This is a genomic window from Hymenobacter canadensis, assembly GCF_027359925.1.
Lineage (GTDB): Bacteria > Bacteroidota > Bacteroidia > Cytophagales > Hymenobacteraceae > Hymenobacter > Hymenobacter canadensis.
On the sequence record NZ_CP114767.1, the window covers coordinates 645,221 to 660,783 of the forward strand.

Consider the following 15,563-nt stretch of genomic DNA (forward strand, 5'->3'; position numbering starts at 1 on the left):
TGGGACGTTATCCAGGCAAAAGTAGCTGTAAGCTACGTTGAACTGCCGGCTTATTCTACTGGAAGAGGCGGGCGGTAAATTGCATTATGCAGGTAAATCTCCCGGGTGGTAAAAGCAAATGCCGTAAACTGCCGCCTCAACAAACTTCAAAAGTTATGATGAAGCGCATGATTTCGGCCGCTTTGCTTTCAATGCTGAGCACGGGTATGCTGATGGCCCAGGGTACGCCCGCTCCCGTGCAGGGCACTCCTGCCACCGTACAGACCACGCCTGCTCCCATGCAGGGCACGCCTGCCACCACCCAGCCCACCGACACCACCAAAGTGAAGGTAACCGACGACCAGACCAAAGTGAAAACCGAGGATGGCAAAGTAAAGACCGATAAAAAGGCCCGTAAAGTGAAAGTAAAAAAGGAGGCTACGGCTCCTGCTTCGCAGAAGTAAGCCTTTCCGAAAATTTGTTGAAAAACCGTCTCTGCGACTGCAGAGGCGGTTTTTTTGTGTGCAGTATCCGGGCCTGAAGCCTGTCGGCCGTTGGCTTTGCCCGCAGACAGCGCCTAAGCCCACCGCAAAGGCGCTGAATATTCGTGTAGCGACATAACACCGCCGTTCGGGTGTGCGTAGAGAGGAGCAAGACCAGAGCCGGAGCCGTTGTTGCGCGCAGACCAGAGGATAGTGTTGATCTGAACCAGTTGGCGGGGCGGTGGTTTGTACCACGCCGCTCCTGCTGACGTCAAACGTCCGGCCACCCTTTTATCACATTTGCTTTTCCTCATGCCTGATTTTCCTGCTTCCGATTTCCCGGCCGGCGGTGTGCCACCCGAGCCGCAGCCCAACGATGGCTCGCGCCGGTCGTTTATGAAACAAGCCGGCGGCATCCTGGGCCTGGCGCTGGCCCCGCCGCTAGTGGCGCAGGCCGAGCGCCTGACGGCCTACTCCAAAACGGTGGAGGGCGTCACGTCGCTCCAGTTGAAAATCAACGGTACCGTGCGCACCATTCAGGCCGAGCCCCGCGTGACGTTGCTCGATGCCCTGCGCGAATACATGGACCTGACCGGCACCAAAAAAGGCTGCGACCATGGCCAGTGCGGCGCCTGTACCGTGCACGTAGATGGCCGGCGCATCAATAGCTGCCTCACGCTGGCCGTGATGCAGCAGGGCAAGGAAATCACCACCATCGAAGGCTTGGCCAAAGGTGACGACCTGCACCCGATGCAGGAGGCGTTCATCAAGCACGATGGGTTCCAGTGCGGCTACTGCACCCCCGGCCAGATCATGAGCGGTGTGGCGTGCGTGAAAGAAGGCCACGCCAGCTCCGACGACCAGACCCGCGAGTGGATGAGCGGCAACCTCTGCCGCTGCGGCGCCTACCCCAACATTCTGGCCGCCGTGCGCGAAGTGGCTGGCAAAGCGTGATGAAGTGATGAGGTAATAAGTGATGAGGAATTCTCGTCACTTGCTTACCCACTTTCACCTCATCTCTTCATCACCTCATCACTAATTCCATGAACAACTTTAGCTACACCCAGGCTGGTTCGGCCAAGGAGGCCACCGGCCTGCTGAAAGATAAACCCCAGGCGGCCTACATTGCCGGTGGCACCACGCTGCTGGATCTGATGAAAGCCAACTTGCAGGAGCACCCGCAGCTGGTCGACATCAACACCCTGCCCTTCAAAGGCATCGAGCAGACCAAGGACGGGCTGCGCATCGGGGCCATGGAGCGTATGAGCGACGTGGGCGAAAACAAGCTGGTGCTGGAGCAGTTTCCGGCCATTTCCGAGTCGCTGCTGCTGGCGGCCTCGCCGCAGTTGCGCAACATGGCCAGCATCGGGGGCAACATTATGCAGCGCACCCGCTGCGGCTACTTCCGCGACGCGGCGTTTCCGTGCAACAAGCGCGTGCCCGGCTCCGGCTGCCCCGCTTTGGAAGGCGACAACCACAACTTGGCCGTGCTGGGTACCTCGGAGAGCTGCATTGCCACCGCCTACCCCGGCGACCTGAGCGTGGCCCTGGCTGCCTTTGACGCCGTGCTGACGCTGGAAAATCAGAAGGGCAAGCAGCGGCAGGTGCCGGTGAAGGACTTTTACCTGCTGCCCGGCAAAACGCCCCAAAAGGAAACCGTGCTGGAGCCCGGCGAGCTGATTGTATCCGTAACCATCCCGATGACCGCGCAGGCCCGCCGCTCCACCTACCTGAAGGTGCGGGAGCGGAGCAGCTATGCCTACGCGCTGGCCTCGGCCGCCGTGGGCCTCGACGTGCAGGGCGGCACCATCCGGGCGGCCCGCGTGGCGCTGGGCGGCGTGGGCACTAAGCCCTGGCGTAGCCCCGAAGCCGAAAAAGCCCTCGTTGGTCAGCCGGCTACCGAGGCCACATTCCGGGCCGCCGCTGCTGCTGCGTTGCGCGGCGCGCAGCCCCGCAAGGAAAACGCCTTCAAAGTAGAGCTGGCGCAGAACACGCTGGTGCAGGCTTTGATGAAAGTAGCCGGCTAATCACCGCCGGAACGTCATGCAGAGCGCAGCGAAGCATCTCTACCGCTTCGTTGCATCAGGCGCGAACGTAAAACCGCTCCATAGCCTAGGGTTTAAACCCTGGGCTAGTGAACCGACGAAGCGGTAGAGATGCTTCGACTTCGCCTCTGGACCCTGGCTCGATGCGCCACATGCTCAGCATGACAGCCGATTATTTAGGTAACGCCTAGCACCAAGCACCAATATGGATACCGCAGAACCAAATTTCTTTGATACTAACCCGAAGGCCGGCGTCGTAGGCCAGCCGCTGAACCGGGTAGACGGCCGGGATAAGGTCACGGGCAAGGCTAAGTATTCGGCCGAGTTCAACCAGCTGCCGGGCCTCGTGCACGCCGTGCTCAAAACCAGCGACGTGGCCAAGGGCCGCATCACTGGCTTCGATACCTCGGCAGCTATGAAACAACCCGGCGTACTGGCCATCCTGACGCACCAGAACCTGCCCAAGCTGGCCAAGACTCCCAATGATGCGGAGGGCAAAAAGGCCATCGGTGCGCCCATGGGCTTTCTGCCGCTGACCACCGACCAGATTCATTACGCCGGCCAGCCCGTAGCCATTGTGGTAGCCGATACGCTGGAACGCGCCCAGTACGCCGCGGCGCTGCTGAAAGTGCAGGTAGCGGCCGAGAAGCCCATTGCCTCCTACGAAGATCCGCAGGCCAAACTGTTCGACCCCACGAAAGTGCAGGATGGCAAAGCGCCGGCCCACACCGTGCGCGGCAACGCGCAGGCGGCGTTTGCGGCGGCGCCGGTGCAGCTTACCCACAAGTACACCCACGCCATCAACCACCACAACCCGATGGAGCCCGGCGCCACCACGGCCCACTGGGAAGCCCCCGACCGCCTCACCATCTACGACTCCACGCAGGGCGTGACGCGCACCCAGAAGGCCGTCAGCACCATGCTGGGCCTCTCGGCGGAGCAGGTGCGCGTCGTGACCAAGTACCTGGGTGGCGGATTCGGGTGCAAGGGCTCCAGTTGGCCCCACACCATCCTGACGGTGCAGGCCGCCAAAGCCGTGGGCCGGCCCGTGAAACTCTCGCTCACCCGGCCCCAGATGTTTACGGGCATGGGCCACCGCGAAGACCAGGAGCAAACTCTGAGAATGGGCGCCACCCGCGACGGCAAGCTCACGGCCCTCATCCACGAGAAGACCTCGACTACCTCGCCCTGGGACAACTACGCCGAGTCGAACAGCAAGATTATCAATATGCTGTATGCGTGCGAGAATTTCGAGTCTTCCTATCAGCTGGCCCGCGCCAACGTGATGACCTCCACCTTCACGCGGGCTCCCGGTGAAGCGCCGGGTTCGTTTGCCTTGGAAAGTTCCCTCGATGATCTGGCCTACCAGCTGAACATTGATCCGCTGGAAATCCGGCTGCGTAACTACGCCGAGAAGGACCCCAGCACCGGCCAGGCCTGGAGCAGCAAGAGCCTGAAGGAGTGCTACGCCCGCGGGGCCGAGCTGTTCGGCTGGAGCAAGCGAAACCCCAAGGCCGGCGCTACCCGCGACGGCCGCCTGCTGGTGGGCTGGGGCATGGCCACGGCCAGCTACCCCGTCCACAACTCGCAGGGCACGGCCCGCGCCCGCCTCTACGCCGACGGCCACGCCGTGGTGCAGTCGGGTGCCACCGACCTGGGCACCGGCACCTACACTGTCATGACGCAGGTAGCGGCCGACGCCCTGTTCCTACCCGTGGACAAGGTGCGTTTCGAACTGGGCGACACCAAGTTGCCCACCGCCCCTAACTCGGGCGGCTCAGTGGCGGCCGGCACGGTGTCGTCGTCGGTGTACATGGCCGCGCAGGACGTGTGGCAGAAGCTGATTAAGGTGGCGGTGATGGATAAGAAGTCGCCGCTGTACCGGGCCAAAGCGGCCGATGTGGAGGTGAAGCAGGGCCGCTTGCAGCTCAAGAACAACCCGCAGAAAGGAGAGGACTTCTCTGCCATCATGAAGCGCGCCGAAATGGCCGACATCGAGGGCAACGGCCAGGGCCGCTACGGCAGCGGCTACGAAGACGCCCAGGCCGCCGCCAACGCCGACCCCGCCAAAAAAGACCAGGCCGCCGACCATTCCATGCACTCCTTCGGGGCGCACTTCTGCGAGGTGAAGGTAGACCCCGACCTGGGCACCGTGCGCGTCACGCGCTGGGTGAGCGTACACGGGGCCGGCCGCATCCTCAACGCCAAAACCGCCCGCTCCCAGATCATCGGGGGCAGCATCTTCGGCATCGGGGCGGCGCTGATGGAAGGCACCGTGCGCGACCAGAACTACTCGCGTTACACCAACGCCTCCCTGGCCGACTACCACATTCCCGTCAACGCCGACATTCCGGAAATGACGGTGGAATTCATCGACGAAAAAGACCCATACATCAACGCTATGGGCGTGAAAGGTATCGGCGAAATTTCGATGGTGGGCGTATCGGCCGCCGTAGCCAACGCCGTTTTCCACGCCACCGGTAAGCGGGTCCGCAGCCTGCCCATTACCCCCGACAAAGTGCTGGCCACAAAGCCGGTGCAGGCGTAGGTAGAGCTGATGACCTAAAGCACGTCATGCTGAGCTTGTCGAAGCATCTCGCGTGCTGACGTTGAAATAGTAACTCAATGTCAGCACGCGAGATGCTTCGACAAGCTCAGCATGACGTGCTTTTGTCTGTGTTCAGGCCAACGCCGCCGTTTCCGAATCCGTACTGCAGTTTATCATGACCGAACTTCAACGCCTGCTTATCGCCTACGACGCGCACCGCGCCGAGGGCCGTGCCTGTGCGCTGGCTTCCGTGGTGGATGTGGCCGGCTCGGCCTACCGCCGTCCCGGGGCCCGCATGCTGGTCACCGATGAAGGCCGCCTGACCGGGGCCATCAGCGGCGGCTGCCTAGAGGGTGACGCCCGCCAGCGCGCCCGTCGCGTGATTCAGCAAGGCCGCCCCACCGTCGTCACCTACGATTCCACCGACCCCGACGACGACCTGCAGTTTGGGGCCGCGCTGGGTTGCCAGGGAATCGTGCAGATTTTGCTCGAACCGCTCAACTTCCAGGACCCCGATAACCCCGTGGAGCTGTTGCGCCGTTGGGCCGAAGGCGTGGAGGCAAACGCCGTGGTAGCTACCGTATTCAGCACCGCCGGCCTGGGGGCTGAGGTAGCCGTGGGCCAGCGCTTGCTGCTAACTTCCGACAACACCGCCCAGGGCACCCTACCGGAAGCCGCTAGCCTGTACGCCGCTATTCTGACTGATGCCCGCACCGCCTTGGCGGCCGGTCAGCCAGCCACTCGGCACTACCCAACTGGCCCCGGTGCCGTGCGCGTGAGCTTGGAAATCCTGCGCCCGCCCGTACGCCTTACCGTGTACGGCGCCGGCAACGACGTGCAGCCGCTTGTTCGGCTGGCTGCCAGTCTCGGCTGGCGCGTGCTGGTGGTGGATGGCCGCCCCGCCCAGGCCCAGCCCGCCCGCTTCCCAGAAGCTGACGAGGTGCGCGTGCTGCCGCTGGCGCAAGTCGGTGAGCAGCCCCACGACGGCAGCTTCGCCCTGCTCATGACCCACAACTACTACTACGACCTCGCGGTGCTACAACACCTGCTGCCGACTACCACGGCCCGCTATATCGGACTGCTGGGGCCGCGCAAGAAATACGAACGGCTGCTGGAAGAATTCTCCCAAACCACGCCCGATGCTGCCTCGCAGCTGCGGGGCCGCATCCACAGCCCCATCGGCCTGAACCTGGGCGCCGAAACGCCCGAGGAAATTGCCCTGTCCATCGTGGCAGAAATCCAGGCGGTGCTTACCAGCCGTCCCGCCGGCTTCCTCCGCGACTCGCCGCATCCCATCCACCCGTCGCTGCACAGCAACGCCCCGCTGGTGCCCGAGGGCCGGGTAGATGCCGTGTGCGCCATCGGTGAGTAAACACACAGTAGCGCGAACTTTGTAGTTCGCGTCCCCGCGCCGACAGATTCGTTCGACGGCCCAGGGGCGCGAACTGCAAAGTTTGCGCTACTTCTTTATCAGCCCTGCAACTTCGTTGCTGGATAGTCCTGTGAGAGGTAATCTGGCCCCCTTATCCCAATGCCCAACGCTATTATCCTGCTTGCCGCTGGTTCCTCGTCCCGGCTGGGCCGCCCCAAACAACTGCTGCTATACAAGGGCCAGACGCTGCTGCGCCGCGCCGGTGAAACGGCCGTAGCCGCCGCGGCCGGCGCGCCGGTGGTCGTCGTCACCGGCTCCCTGCACCCGGAGCTGCTGCCGGAGCTGGCGGGCCTGCCGGTAACGGTTGTGCATAACCCCGAATGGGCCGTCGGCATGGGCGCCTCTATCCTGACCGGATTGGCGTATCTCGATGCGCTGCCTCAGCCGCCAACGGCTGTGACTGTTATGCTATGTGACCAGCCGTTCGTGACGCCCGCGTTGCTGGCGGAACTGCGTGACACGTACGTCCGCACCGGCCGGCCCATCGTAGCGTCGGCGTATGCAGAAACCCAAGGCGTGCCGGTGTACTTTGCGACCGAAGCGTTGTCGCTGTTGCGGGCGTTGCCGGCCGGGGCGGGAGCGGGGCAGCTGCTGCGCCAGCATGCGGCGCTGGTGGCGACGGTGCCGTTTCCACTGGGAGCCGTGGACGTGGATACGCCCGAGCAGTACGCGGCGCTGTTGGCGGGGGAGTAGCGTGGGGGAGAGTATCGGCTGATTTTCCGGAGTTGCCGCGCTGCTAAGCGGCCCACCCGGCAACGGCCGCGCCGAATTCCCGTTATCTTGCCCGAACCTACCTCAACTACCTCCTTGTATGAGCGACGCTACCGCCGCCGTAACTGCCCCTGAAGTGGGCTTCGAGAACATTCCCAAGGACGACAAGCGCATCACCCGCGGCTGGACGTTCTACGACTGGGCTAACTCGGTGTATCCACTGGTTATCACTTCCAGCATCTTCCCCATCTATTGGGGCGCGATGGTGAAGCAAATCACCAAAACCGACAGCGGCAAAAGCCCGGTGGATTTCCTCGGTTTTCAGGTGCCCGGTTCTTCGCTGCTGACCTACTCCATTTCGGCAGCCTTCCTGTTCATTGCCATCATCAGCCCGTTTCTCACGTCGCTGGCTGACTTTTCGGGACGCAAGAAGCTGTTCATGCAGATCTTCTGCTATCTCGGGGCCTTTTCCTGCGCCGCGCTGTTCTTCTTCACGCCCGACACGCTTACGCTCAGCACCTTTGTGTTCGTGCTGGCTACCATCGGGTTTTCGGGGTCCATTGTGTTCTACAACTCCTACCTGCCCCTGATTTCCAGCGAGGAAAAGTACGATTCGTTGTCGGCGCGCGGGTTTTCGATGGGCTACATCGGCTCAGTGCTGCTGCTGCTGATTTGTTTAGGGCTGATCATGGGCCATGAGGCCATTGGGCTGGAAGAAGGCTTTGCCACCCGGCTGGCCTTCCTGCTCACTGGCGTGTGGTGGGCCGGTTTCGCCCAGATTGCCTTCTTCGCGTTGCCTGCTGACCCTGGCCGCCCCGCCGGCGTTGCCGACGAGTCGGGCTGGCTGCTCAACGGCTTCCGCGAGCTGGGCAAAGTGTGGGACCAGCTTCAGAAGCTCCCCAACCTCAAACGTTTCCTGCTGGCCTACTTCACCTACAATATGGGCGTGCAGACGGTGATGTACGTGGCCACCATTTTCGGAGACGAAGAGCTGAAACTCGAAAGCACAGCCCTTATCCTGACTATTCTGCTGCTCCAGATTGTGGGTATTCTGGGCGCGTACCTGTTCTCGAAACTCTCGGAGCGCATCGGCAATACCCGGGCCCTGAGCTGGGCCGTGTTCATCTGGATGCTGATCTGCATCGGCGGCTACTTCGTGCAGGCGGGCTGGTCGTTCTACGCGCTGGCCGCTGTTATCGGCCTCACCATGGGCGCGGTGCAAAGCCTGTCGCGCTCCACCTACTCCAAGATTATTCCTGAGAATACGCCTAACACGGCCGCCTTCTTCAGCTTCTTCGACGTGACCGAGAAGCTTAGCATTGTGATTGGTACGGCCGTTTTCGGCGTTATTGCCCAGCTCACTGGCTCCATGCGCAACAGCATTCTGTCGCTCATCGTGTTCTTCGTGCTGGGTCTGATTTTCCTGCTCCGCCTGCGCGGGAAGAAGCTGCGCGACGACGTGAGCGGTGCTGATCCGAAGTTGGCGGAAGGCCTCAGCGGCAACTAACGGCCGGGGCTACATTGGCTGCCGCCGAATACCTGCAAATTTCAGTACTTGCCAACGAGCACCGGCCGCCCCGGTGCTCGTTGCTGTTTTCACGCCACCCAACCGCAGTTCCTTATGCACACTTCTTCCCTTCAACAGAACATTCTGGCTGAGCTCGACCACGAGCTGGCCACCACCCGCAAGCTGCTGGAGCGCGTGCCCTACGATAAGGCCGACTTCACGCCCCACCCCAAAAGCATGAAGCTGTGGCAGCTGGCCTCCCACATCGTGAACCTGCTGGCGTTCAACCAGCTCTTCGTACAGCATGCCTCCCGCGACTTCCTCGACCCCAACGGCCCCAAGCCTGGCCCCACGCCCACTAGCTCCGAGGAGCTGCTTGAACGCTTCGACCAGTACAGCGCCAGCCTGCGCCAGGCCCTCCAGGACTCCGACGATGAGCAGCTGACCGGTAGCTTCCGCCTGCACCACGGCGAGCAAACCCTGATGGAGCGCCCCAAAGGCGCGGCCATCCGCATCATGGGCCTCAACCACAGCATCCACCACCGCGGCCAGCTTAGCGTCTACTTGCGCCTGCTCGACATCCCGCTGCCCGCCATGTACGGTCCCTCCGCCGACGAGCAGGGCTGGTAATAGAGGAAGTAAGAGGAATCAGAAACCAGAACGTCATTCAGAGCGAAGCGAAGGATCTCGCATGCTGACGTTGTGATAGTAGCCCTGTCGTAGGATTACCATTGCAACATCAGCACGCGAGATTCTTCGCTTCGCTCTGAATGACGTTCTGCTTTTTTACTTCACCGAAAACACCCGTTCGCCGGCAATCCAGGTTTGCTGGACTTTGGCGGTGCGGAGCTGCTCTTTGGGGGCTTCCAGCAGGTCGGTTTTCAGGATGACGAAGTCGGCGGCCATGCCGGGGCGGATGCTGCCTTTCTGCTTATCCTCGAAGGCGGCGTGGGCGGCCCAAGTGGTCATGCCGCGCAGGGCGTCGGGGCGGCTGAGGGCGTTTTCCATCTGGAAGCCACCGGCCGGATAGTTCTTGGCATCCTGCCGGGCCACGGCCGAGTGGAAGCCATAGAGCGGGTTGATGTCCTCCACTGGGAAGTCGGAGCCCAGGGCTACCTGGCCGTATTGCTTGCGCAGGTCGTTGAAGGCGTAGGCGGTTTTGAGGCGGTCGGCGCCCAGCCGCTCGCCGGCCCAGTACATATCGGAGGTGGCGTGGGTGGGTTGCACCGAGGGCACGATGCCGTACTGCCCGAACTTGGCTATGTCGGCCCCACTCACCACTTGGGCGTGCTCAATGCGCCAGCGCCGGTCCTTCTGGCCCTTCAGCGCCTCGCCGTAGATATCCAGCAGCAGGCGGTTCGAGGAGTCGCCAATGGCGTGGGTGTTCATCTGAAACTTGCTGGCGGCCAGTTCCTTGGCCAGGCTGCGGAAGTCCGCCACCGACGACAGCAAAAAGCCCGTTTCCCGGGGTCGGTCGGCGTAGGGGTGGATCAGGCAGGCGCCGCGCGAGCCCAGGGCGCCGTCGGCGTACACCTTGAACGAGCACACCGTGAGGCGGTCCTTAAACACCGGGCCGTTTTTGAGGTAGAACTCTTTGTTCTCTTTAGTGGGGGCCAGCATGGCATAGAGGCGCACTTTCAGCTTGCCCTGCTGCTGCAAGGCGTCGAGCCGGTCCACGTTGGCTTTTTCCAGCCCGGCGTCGGCCATGCTGGTGAGGCCCACGGCCACGCAGCGTTTTTGCGCTTCCAGCAGCGCCGTTTCGGCCTCGGCGGCGGTGGGCTCCGGGATTTTGGCGGCCACCAGCTTCACGGCGTTATCCACCAGCAAACCGGTCAGCCGGCCCTGGGCATCCTTGGTAATGGTGCCGCCGCTGATGGGCGTGCGGGCCGTGACGCCGGCCAGATCCAGCGCCTTTTGGTTTACGAGGGCTGCGTGCCCATCTACCCGTATGATGAAGACGGGCGTGTTCGGAAACAGCGCGTCGAGGGTGTCTTTGGTGGGAAACTGCTTGCTGGCCCAGTCGTTCTGGTCCCAGCCGCGGCCGGTGAGCCAGGCGGCCTGTGGGTACTGCTGCCGCTGCTGCTGCAGCTTCTGTATCACTTCCTTCCACGAACCGGTGCCCACCAGGTCGGCATCACGCAAACCCAGGGCGTAGCGGTAGAAGTGGCAGTGCGCGTCGTAGAAGCCGGGGTAGATGAACTGGCCCTGGGCGTCCACTTCCTGCTTGCCCTGGTACTTGGCCCGGATTTCCTCGGCTGTGCCCACGCCCACGAATTTGCCATCCTGCACGGCAAATGCCTGCGCCTTGCTGAACGCCGAATCGACGGTATACACCGTGGCGTTGTACACGATGAGGTCGGCGGGCTGGCGGGCGGAGCTGTTGCAGCCAAAGAAGCCCAGCAGCGGCAATAGCAGCCAGGACGAGCGTAGGGTTGAGGTCATGCAGCGAAGGTACGTGCCGCCGCGGAATTGGCTGGCTTGGCGAAAAGCCCGGCGGCGCTATTGCGGCGCGGTTTTGCGGCGGCGCGCCCGGGCGTCCTGCAGCCGGCAATGCTCCAGCCACTCCAGCGCCGCCACTTCGGTCGTGAACCGCTCCAGGCGGTAAGGGCGGCCGTCAAAATACGTGAGGGCCGGGATACTTGGGTCGGCGAGCACGCCCGCCAGCTGGTGCGGCGCCATCAGGTAAGCCAAGTAAGTAGTGCGTTTCAGACGCACCGGCAGCTGCGGAAAGAAGTCGCTCAGCATCCACTGCACGTCGGCAGCATCTACGCCGCCGGCCCGGTTGCTTAAGTCTACCAGCCAGAAGCGGCAGCGGCGCGACACGGCCGCATCGAGCAGGGCGGCGTAGCCGCGGTGCAGCTCAAAGGGCATCACCCCGCGCCACCAGCGGCCCGCCAGCACGCGCGGTTCCGCCAAGTAATCAATGGTAAGATAAGGAGAGGAAAAGTGTTTCATAGACAAGTAGTTGTGGTGGAAAGGAGCGAGGAAGAGGCGGAAGGCGCAGCAACAAAAATCCCCGGAACTGCAGCAGCCCCGGGGATTATTTGCTACACGCAGTGTCGCAAGCTAAAGAAAATAAGCAGAGCCGCCGAGGCTATTCGAAGCGCATGTGCTTTACCGACTCGCCGGAGTTTTTCAGCTCCAACAGCGAATCAATTCCGATCTGCAGGTGAGACGTAACGAAATCAGCCGTTACCTTCTTGTCGCTCTCCGACGTTTTCACGCCCTCCGGCGTCATCGGGTTGTCGCTCACGAGCAGCAGGGCGCCGTGGGGAATTTCGTTCACGAAGCCCACGGTGAAAATGGTGGCCGTCTCCATATCCACGGCCATAGCCCGGATCTGGCGCAGATACTCCTTGAAGTTCTCGTCGTGCTCCCACACGCGGCGGTTGGTGGTGTACACCGTGCCTGTCCAGTAGTCCTTCTCGTGCTTCTTGATCATGCTGCTCACGGCCCGCTGCAGGCGGAACGAAGGCAGGGCCGGAATTTCGGCCGGCAGGTAGTCGTCGGACGTACCCTCGCCCCGGATGGCGGCGATGGGCAGAATCAGGTCGCCGAGCTTGGTTTTGTTTTTCAGGCCGCCGCACTTGCCCAGAAATAGCGCTGCCTTCGGCTTCACGGCCGAAATCAGGTCCATGACGGTAGCGGCCATCGGCGAGCCCATGCCGAAGTTGATGATGGTGATGCCGTTGGCCGTGGCGGTCTGCATCGGCTTGTCGAGGCCGCGCACTTCCACGTCGAACTGCTCGGCAAACATGTGCACATAGTTGATAAAATTGGTCAGCAGGATGTACTGGCCAAAGTCGCCGAGTGGTACGCCGGTGTAGCGGGGCAGCCAGTTCTCTACGATGTCGGATTTGGTTTTCATATGGACTTGGTTGGTTGGGAAATAAGCGTTTGGGAAGATCGAACGGCGCCTCCGCTATGGCCAGGCGCCGCGGCCCGCCACCCTACGAAAAAACCGTCAGACCCTTGGCAAGAGGATGTGACGGTACGGAGGCGAGAAAGCGGAACCGGAGTCCAGGGCCGTACCTTTGGAGGTGATGCAAGAGCTAGACCTGCCGCCTTTCGACCACAAACTTACACAATCCGGCTCAACTCTGTTGATATGGGATATACTGCGCCGCAAGCAGGTAGTGCTCACGCCCGAGGAATGGGTGCGCCAGCATGTGGTGCACTACCTGATCAGCCACCGGGGCTACCCGAAAGGGTTGCTGAGCCTGGAGCGCGGCCTGCACTACAACCAGCGCCGCAAGCGCACCGACCTGGTGGCGCTGGATGCCACCGGGCAGCCCCTGCTGCTGGTGGAATGCAAGGCGCCGTCGGTGCCCATTACGGCGGCGGTGGCCCAACAGGCGGCCACCTACAACCAGACGGTGGGCGCGCCGCTGCTGCTGCTCACTAACGGCCTGCAGCACTTCTGCTGGCGAGTAGACTTTCTGGCCCGGACCAACGAGCGGCTGGTGGAAGTGCCTCGCTACGAATAGGTAGCGGCGCAGCGTAGTGAACTGTTTTCGGGCGGAATACCGTATAACTTCTTTTCCGGGCTGCTAAGGCCTGAGAGTGTGTTGTATCCTATTGCTGCTCGGGCCGATGATAGACAATTACACGGTTTCGGCCATTGGCGCCAGCCCTGCGGCAGTAGAGGAAGCCTGTGTCAGCTTCGCCGCCCAGGGCGTATTCCAGTCAGCTAACCCACTTTTTCTGCAGCTACTTGGCTGCCCGGCGGCGGCGCTGGAGGGCCGGTCCGTAGCCGAGCTGCTTGATGCGGCGGCGGCCCGGCAGGTGCTGCAGCTGCTGCAAGAGCCGCCCGCAGCGGCGCGGGTGCTTTCCATGGAGGCCACCCTGCACAGCCCGGCCGGCAGCACGCACCTGGCGCAGCTCACGCTTTTGCCGCTGGGCCCCGCTGCCGGGCTGGCCTGCGTGGTGCGCCCCGTGCCACCCACGCTACCCATCGAAAAAGCCCTGCGCCAGCAGGAAAACCAGCTGTCGGTGATATTTGCCAGTATTGCGGATGTGATTTTTGTGCTGGACGTACAGCCCGGGTTTCACTACCGTTTCCTGTTCGTTAATCAGGCCTTCGAAACCATCACCGGCATTGCCAGGGAGGCGGTAATTGGCCGGCTGGTGCAGGAGGTGATTCCGGAACCGTCGCTGACGCTGGTGCTGGACAACTACCGGCAGGCGGTGGAAAACCGGCAAGCCGTGATGTGGCAGGAAACCACCGACTACCCCACGGGCCAGCTGATTGCCCAGGTCTGCGTGACACCTGTTATCAACGAGGCCGGTGCCTGCTGCCAGCTGGTAGGCATCGTGCACGACCTGACGGCGCAGCACCAGATTGAAGAACGGCTGCGCGCCAGCAACGAGCGGTTCATCTATGCCCTCAAAGCCACCACCGACGCCATCTACGACTGGGATATCCGGGCCGATACGCTGTACTGGGGCGAGGGATTCGAGGACCTGTTCGGCTACCAGCTGGACCGCAACCCCACCGACTTCAACCAGTGGGCCGATTACGTGCATCTCGAGGATGCCGCCCACACCGTAGACGACCTGCGCCACACCGCCCACGACACGCAAGGCAGCCATTGGCAGCAAGAATACCGGTTTCAGCGCGCCGACGGCTCGTGGGCTACCGTCTTCGACCGGGGCTACATCATCCGCGATGCGCAGGGGCAGGCCGTGCGCATGATTGGGGCCATGCAGGATATTACGGAGCGCAAGCAGGCTGAAGAGCAGCAGCAGCGTTTGGCTCAGGATGTGTACAAACAGAATGCTGATCTGCAGCAGTTTACCTATATTCTGTCGCATAACCTGCGGGCGCCGCTGGCCAATGCCGAGGGCTTCGCCAGCCTGCTGGCCCGCGTGCCGCGCCAGTCGGAGGAGTTCGATACGGCGCTGACTCACCTGACTACCAGCCTGGAGCAGGTGGGCGGAGTGCTGGAAGACATCAACATCATTCTGTCGGCCCGCGACAAGCCGGTGGTGGCCGAGCCCGAGGCTGTGCCGGTGGGCATTGTGTGCCGGCAGGTGTTGCAGACCCTGGCCCCCGATCTGGAGCGTTGCCAGGGGCAGGTGTTCTGCGCCATACCCGACGTGCTGCTACTGCCGGGTAAACGGGCCTATTTTTACAGCATATTCCTCAATCTGCTCAGCAATGCCATCAAATACCGGTCGGCACACCGGCCGCTGCGCGTCACCATCGAGGCGTACCAGCACCCACCGGGCCACACCATCATCACCATCGCCGATAACGGCTCCGGCTTTGAGATGCCACCCGTCAGCCAGGACGTGTTTCAGCTCTATAAACGCTTCCACACCACCGCCAGCGGCCGTGGCATTGGCCTGTTTTTGGTGAAGGCGCACGTAAATTCGATGGGAGGAAGCATTTTTGTGCATAGTATCGTCCGGCAGGGCACTACTTTTACGCTGCAGTTCAGCCCCCCCTCCGCATGAATACCTTCCTCATCGACGATGACAGCCTGAGTAACTACCTCACGGAAACGCTCCTGAAGATGGAGGATTTCTCTTCTGACATCCGCACGTTTGAGGCCGCCGACGAGGCCCTGGCCGAGCTGCTCCAAGAGCCCGAGCAACCCCGCGTGGTATTCCTGGATCTGAACATGCCCCTGATGAACGGCTGGGAGTTTCTGGATGCGCTGGCACCCTACCAGGGCCGCCTGCAGGGCAACTGCCGCATCTACATTCTCACCTCGTCGCTGGCCCTGGCGGACCTGAACCGCTCCCGGCACTACGACCTGGTGGCCGGCCTGATCCACAAGCCCATCGACAGCGGCGAAATCCGCGCTATTCAGGCCGCAATGGCTCCGGCCGACCTGCAGTAGCAGCCGGGCCG

At 62.4% G+C, this 15,563-nt stretch carries 14 protein-coding genes; 11 read left to right on the top strand and 3 right to left on the bottom strand.

Annotated features, from left to right (window positions below):
- The first annotated feature begins 155 nt into the window (after nucleotides 1-155).
- From O3303_RS02780 to O3303_RS02815, 8 genes are all read left to right on the top strand, one after another.
- A complete protein-coding gene (locus O3303_RS02780; protein ID WP_269560546.1) occupies nucleotides 156-443 on the top strand; it encodes a hypothetical protein in 288 nt (95 codons plus the stop codon).
- 330 nt (nucleotides 444-773) lie between these two features.
- Nucleotides 774-1,415, top strand: coding sequence for a (2Fe-2S)-binding protein (locus O3303_RS02785; protein WP_434086411.1), 642 nt, complete (start codon nucleotides 774-776; stop codon nucleotides 1,413-1,415).
- Nucleotides 1,416-1,504: 89 nt separating this feature from the next.
- Entirely contained in the window at nucleotides 1,505-2,488 is a 984-nt protein-coding gene (locus O3303_RS02790) for an FAD binding domain-containing protein (RefSeq protein ID WP_269560547.1), read from the top strand.
- Nucleotides 2,489-2,711: 223 nt separating this feature from the next.
- Entirely contained in the window at nucleotides 2,712-5,054 is a 2,343-nt protein-coding gene (locus tag O3303_RS02795; protein WP_269560548.1) for a xanthine dehydrogenase family protein molybdopterin-binding subunit, read from the top strand.
- A 175-nt stretch (nucleotides 5,055-5,229) separates the two neighbouring features.
- Entirely contained in the window at nucleotides 5,230-6,426 is a 1,197-nt protein-coding gene (locus tag O3303_RS02800) for an XdhC family protein (RefSeq protein ID WP_269560549.1), read from the top strand.
- Nucleotides 6,427-6,585: 159 nt separating this feature from the next.
- Nucleotides 6,586-7,179: a nucleotidyltransferase family protein gene (locus O3303_RS02805; RefSeq protein ID WP_269560550.1), complete on the top strand. Its 594-nt coding sequence runs from the start codon at nucleotides 6,586-6,588 to the stop codon at nucleotides 7,177-7,179.
- Between the two features lie 118 nt (nucleotides 7,180-7,297).
- Nucleotides 7,298-8,704: an MFS transporter gene (locus O3303_RS02810; protein WP_269560551.1), complete on the top strand. Its 1,407-nt coding sequence runs from the start codon at nucleotides 7,298-7,300 to the stop codon at nucleotides 8,702-8,704.
- Between the two features lie 114 nt (nucleotides 8,705-8,818).
- Nucleotides 8,819-9,334, top strand: a complete 516-nt coding sequence (locus O3303_RS02815; protein ID WP_269560552.1) for a DinB family protein — start codon at nucleotides 8,819-8,821, stop codon at nucleotides 9,332-9,334.
- A gap of 156 nt (nucleotides 9,335-9,490) precedes the next feature.
- On the opposite strand, the gene O3303_RS02820 is transcribed toward O3303_RS02815, so the two are convergent.
- The 3 genes from O3303_RS02820 to O3303_RS02830 all read right to left on the bottom strand — a co-directional run bounded on the left by O3303_RS02820 (nucleotide 9,491) and on the right by O3303_RS02830 (nucleotide 12,572).
- Nucleotides 9,491-11,146 carry an amidohydrolase gene (locus tag O3303_RS02820; protein ID WP_269560553.1) on the bottom strand — a complete coding sequence of 552 codons (1,656 nt, stop codon included), beginning with the start codon at nucleotides 11,144-11,146 and terminating at the stop codon, nucleotides 9,491-9,493.
- A 57-nt stretch (nucleotides 11,147-11,203) separates the two neighbouring features.
- On the bottom strand, nucleotides 11,204-11,659 hold the full coding sequence (locus tag O3303_RS02825; RefSeq protein WP_269560554.1) for a hypothetical protein: 456 nt from the start codon (nucleotides 11,657-11,659) through the stop codon (nucleotides 11,204-11,206).
- A 139-nt stretch (nucleotides 11,660-11,798) separates the two neighbouring features.
- Nucleotides 11,799-12,572, bottom strand: a complete 774-nt coding sequence (locus O3303_RS02830) for an AMP nucleosidase (RefSeq protein WP_269560555.1) — start codon at nucleotides 12,570-12,572, stop codon at nucleotides 11,799-11,801.
- A 235-nt stretch (nucleotides 12,573-12,807) separates the two neighbouring features.
- Between O3303_RS02830 and O3303_RS02835 the strand changes: the two genes are divergently transcribed.
- From O3303_RS02835 to O3303_RS02845, 3 genes are all read left to right on the top strand, one after another.
- Entirely contained in the window at nucleotides 12,808-13,191 is a 384-nt protein-coding gene (locus tag O3303_RS02835; RefSeq protein WP_350356603.1) for a type I restriction enzyme HsdR N-terminal domain-containing protein, read from the top strand.
- 106 nt (nucleotides 13,192-13,297) lie between these two features.
- A complete protein-coding gene (locus tag O3303_RS02840) occupies nucleotides 13,298-15,163 on the top strand; it encodes a PAS domain-containing sensor histidine kinase (protein WP_269560557.1) in 1,866 nt (621 codons plus the stop codon).
- Complete coding sequence (locus O3303_RS02845) at nucleotides 15,160-15,552, top strand: response regulator (protein ID WP_269560558.1); 393 nt, start codon at nucleotides 15,160-15,162, stop codon at nucleotides 15,550-15,552. Before O3303_RS02840 ends, O3303_RS02845 begins: the two co-directional genes overlap by 4 nt.
- The last annotated feature ends 11 nt before the right edge of the window (nucleotides 15,553-15,563 follow it).

Excerpts from the sequence above, each read along its gene's own strand:
- O3303_RS02780 (WP_269560546.1), top strand. The coding sequence starts at position 156 with ATGATGAAGCGCATGATTTCGGCCGCTTTGCTTTCAATGCTGAGCACG.
- O3303_RS02785 (WP_434086411.1), top strand. The coding sequence starts at position 774 with ATGCCTGATTTTCCTGCTTCCGATTTCCCGGCCGGCGGTGTGCCACCC.
- O3303_RS02790 (WP_269560547.1), top strand. The coding sequence starts at position 1,505 with ATGAACAACTTTAGCTACACCCAGGCTGGTTCGGCCAAGGAGGCCACC.
- O3303_RS02795 (WP_269560548.1), top strand. The coding sequence starts at position 2,712 with ATGGATACCGCAGAACCAAATTTCTTTGATACTAACCCGAAGGCCGGC.
- O3303_RS02800 (WP_269560549.1), top strand. The coding sequence starts at position 5,230 with ATGACCGAACTTCAACGCCTGCTTATCGCCTACGACGCGCACCGCGCC.
- O3303_RS02805 (WP_269560550.1), top strand. The coding sequence starts at position 6,586 with ATGCCCAACGCTATTATCCTGCTTGCCGCTGGTTCCTCGTCCCGGCTG.
- O3303_RS02810 (WP_269560551.1), top strand. The coding sequence starts at position 7,298 with ATGAGCGACGCTACCGCCGCCGTAACTGCCCCTGAAGTGGGCTTCGAG.
- O3303_RS02815 (WP_269560552.1), top strand. The coding sequence starts at position 8,819 with ATGCACACTTCTTCCCTTCAACAGAACATTCTGGCTGAGCTCGACCAC.
- O3303_RS02820 (WP_269560553.1), bottom strand. The coding sequence starts at position 11,146 with ATGACCTCAACCCTACGCTCGTCCTGGCTGCTATTGCCGCTGCTGGGC.
- O3303_RS02825 (WP_269560554.1), bottom strand. The coding sequence starts at position 11,659 with ATGAAACACTTTTCCTCTCCTTATCTTACCATTGATTACTTGGCGGAA.
- O3303_RS02830 (WP_269560555.1), bottom strand. The coding sequence starts at position 12,572 with ATGAAAACCAAATCCGACATCGTAGAGAACTGGCTGCCCCGCTACACC.
- O3303_RS02840 (WP_269560557.1), top strand. The coding sequence starts at position 13,298 with ATGATAGACAATTACACGGTTTCGGCCATTGGCGCCAGCCCTGCGGCA.
- O3303_RS02845 (WP_269560558.1), top strand. The coding sequence starts at position 15,160 with ATGAATACCTTCCTCATCGACGATGACAGCCTGAGTAACTACCTCACG.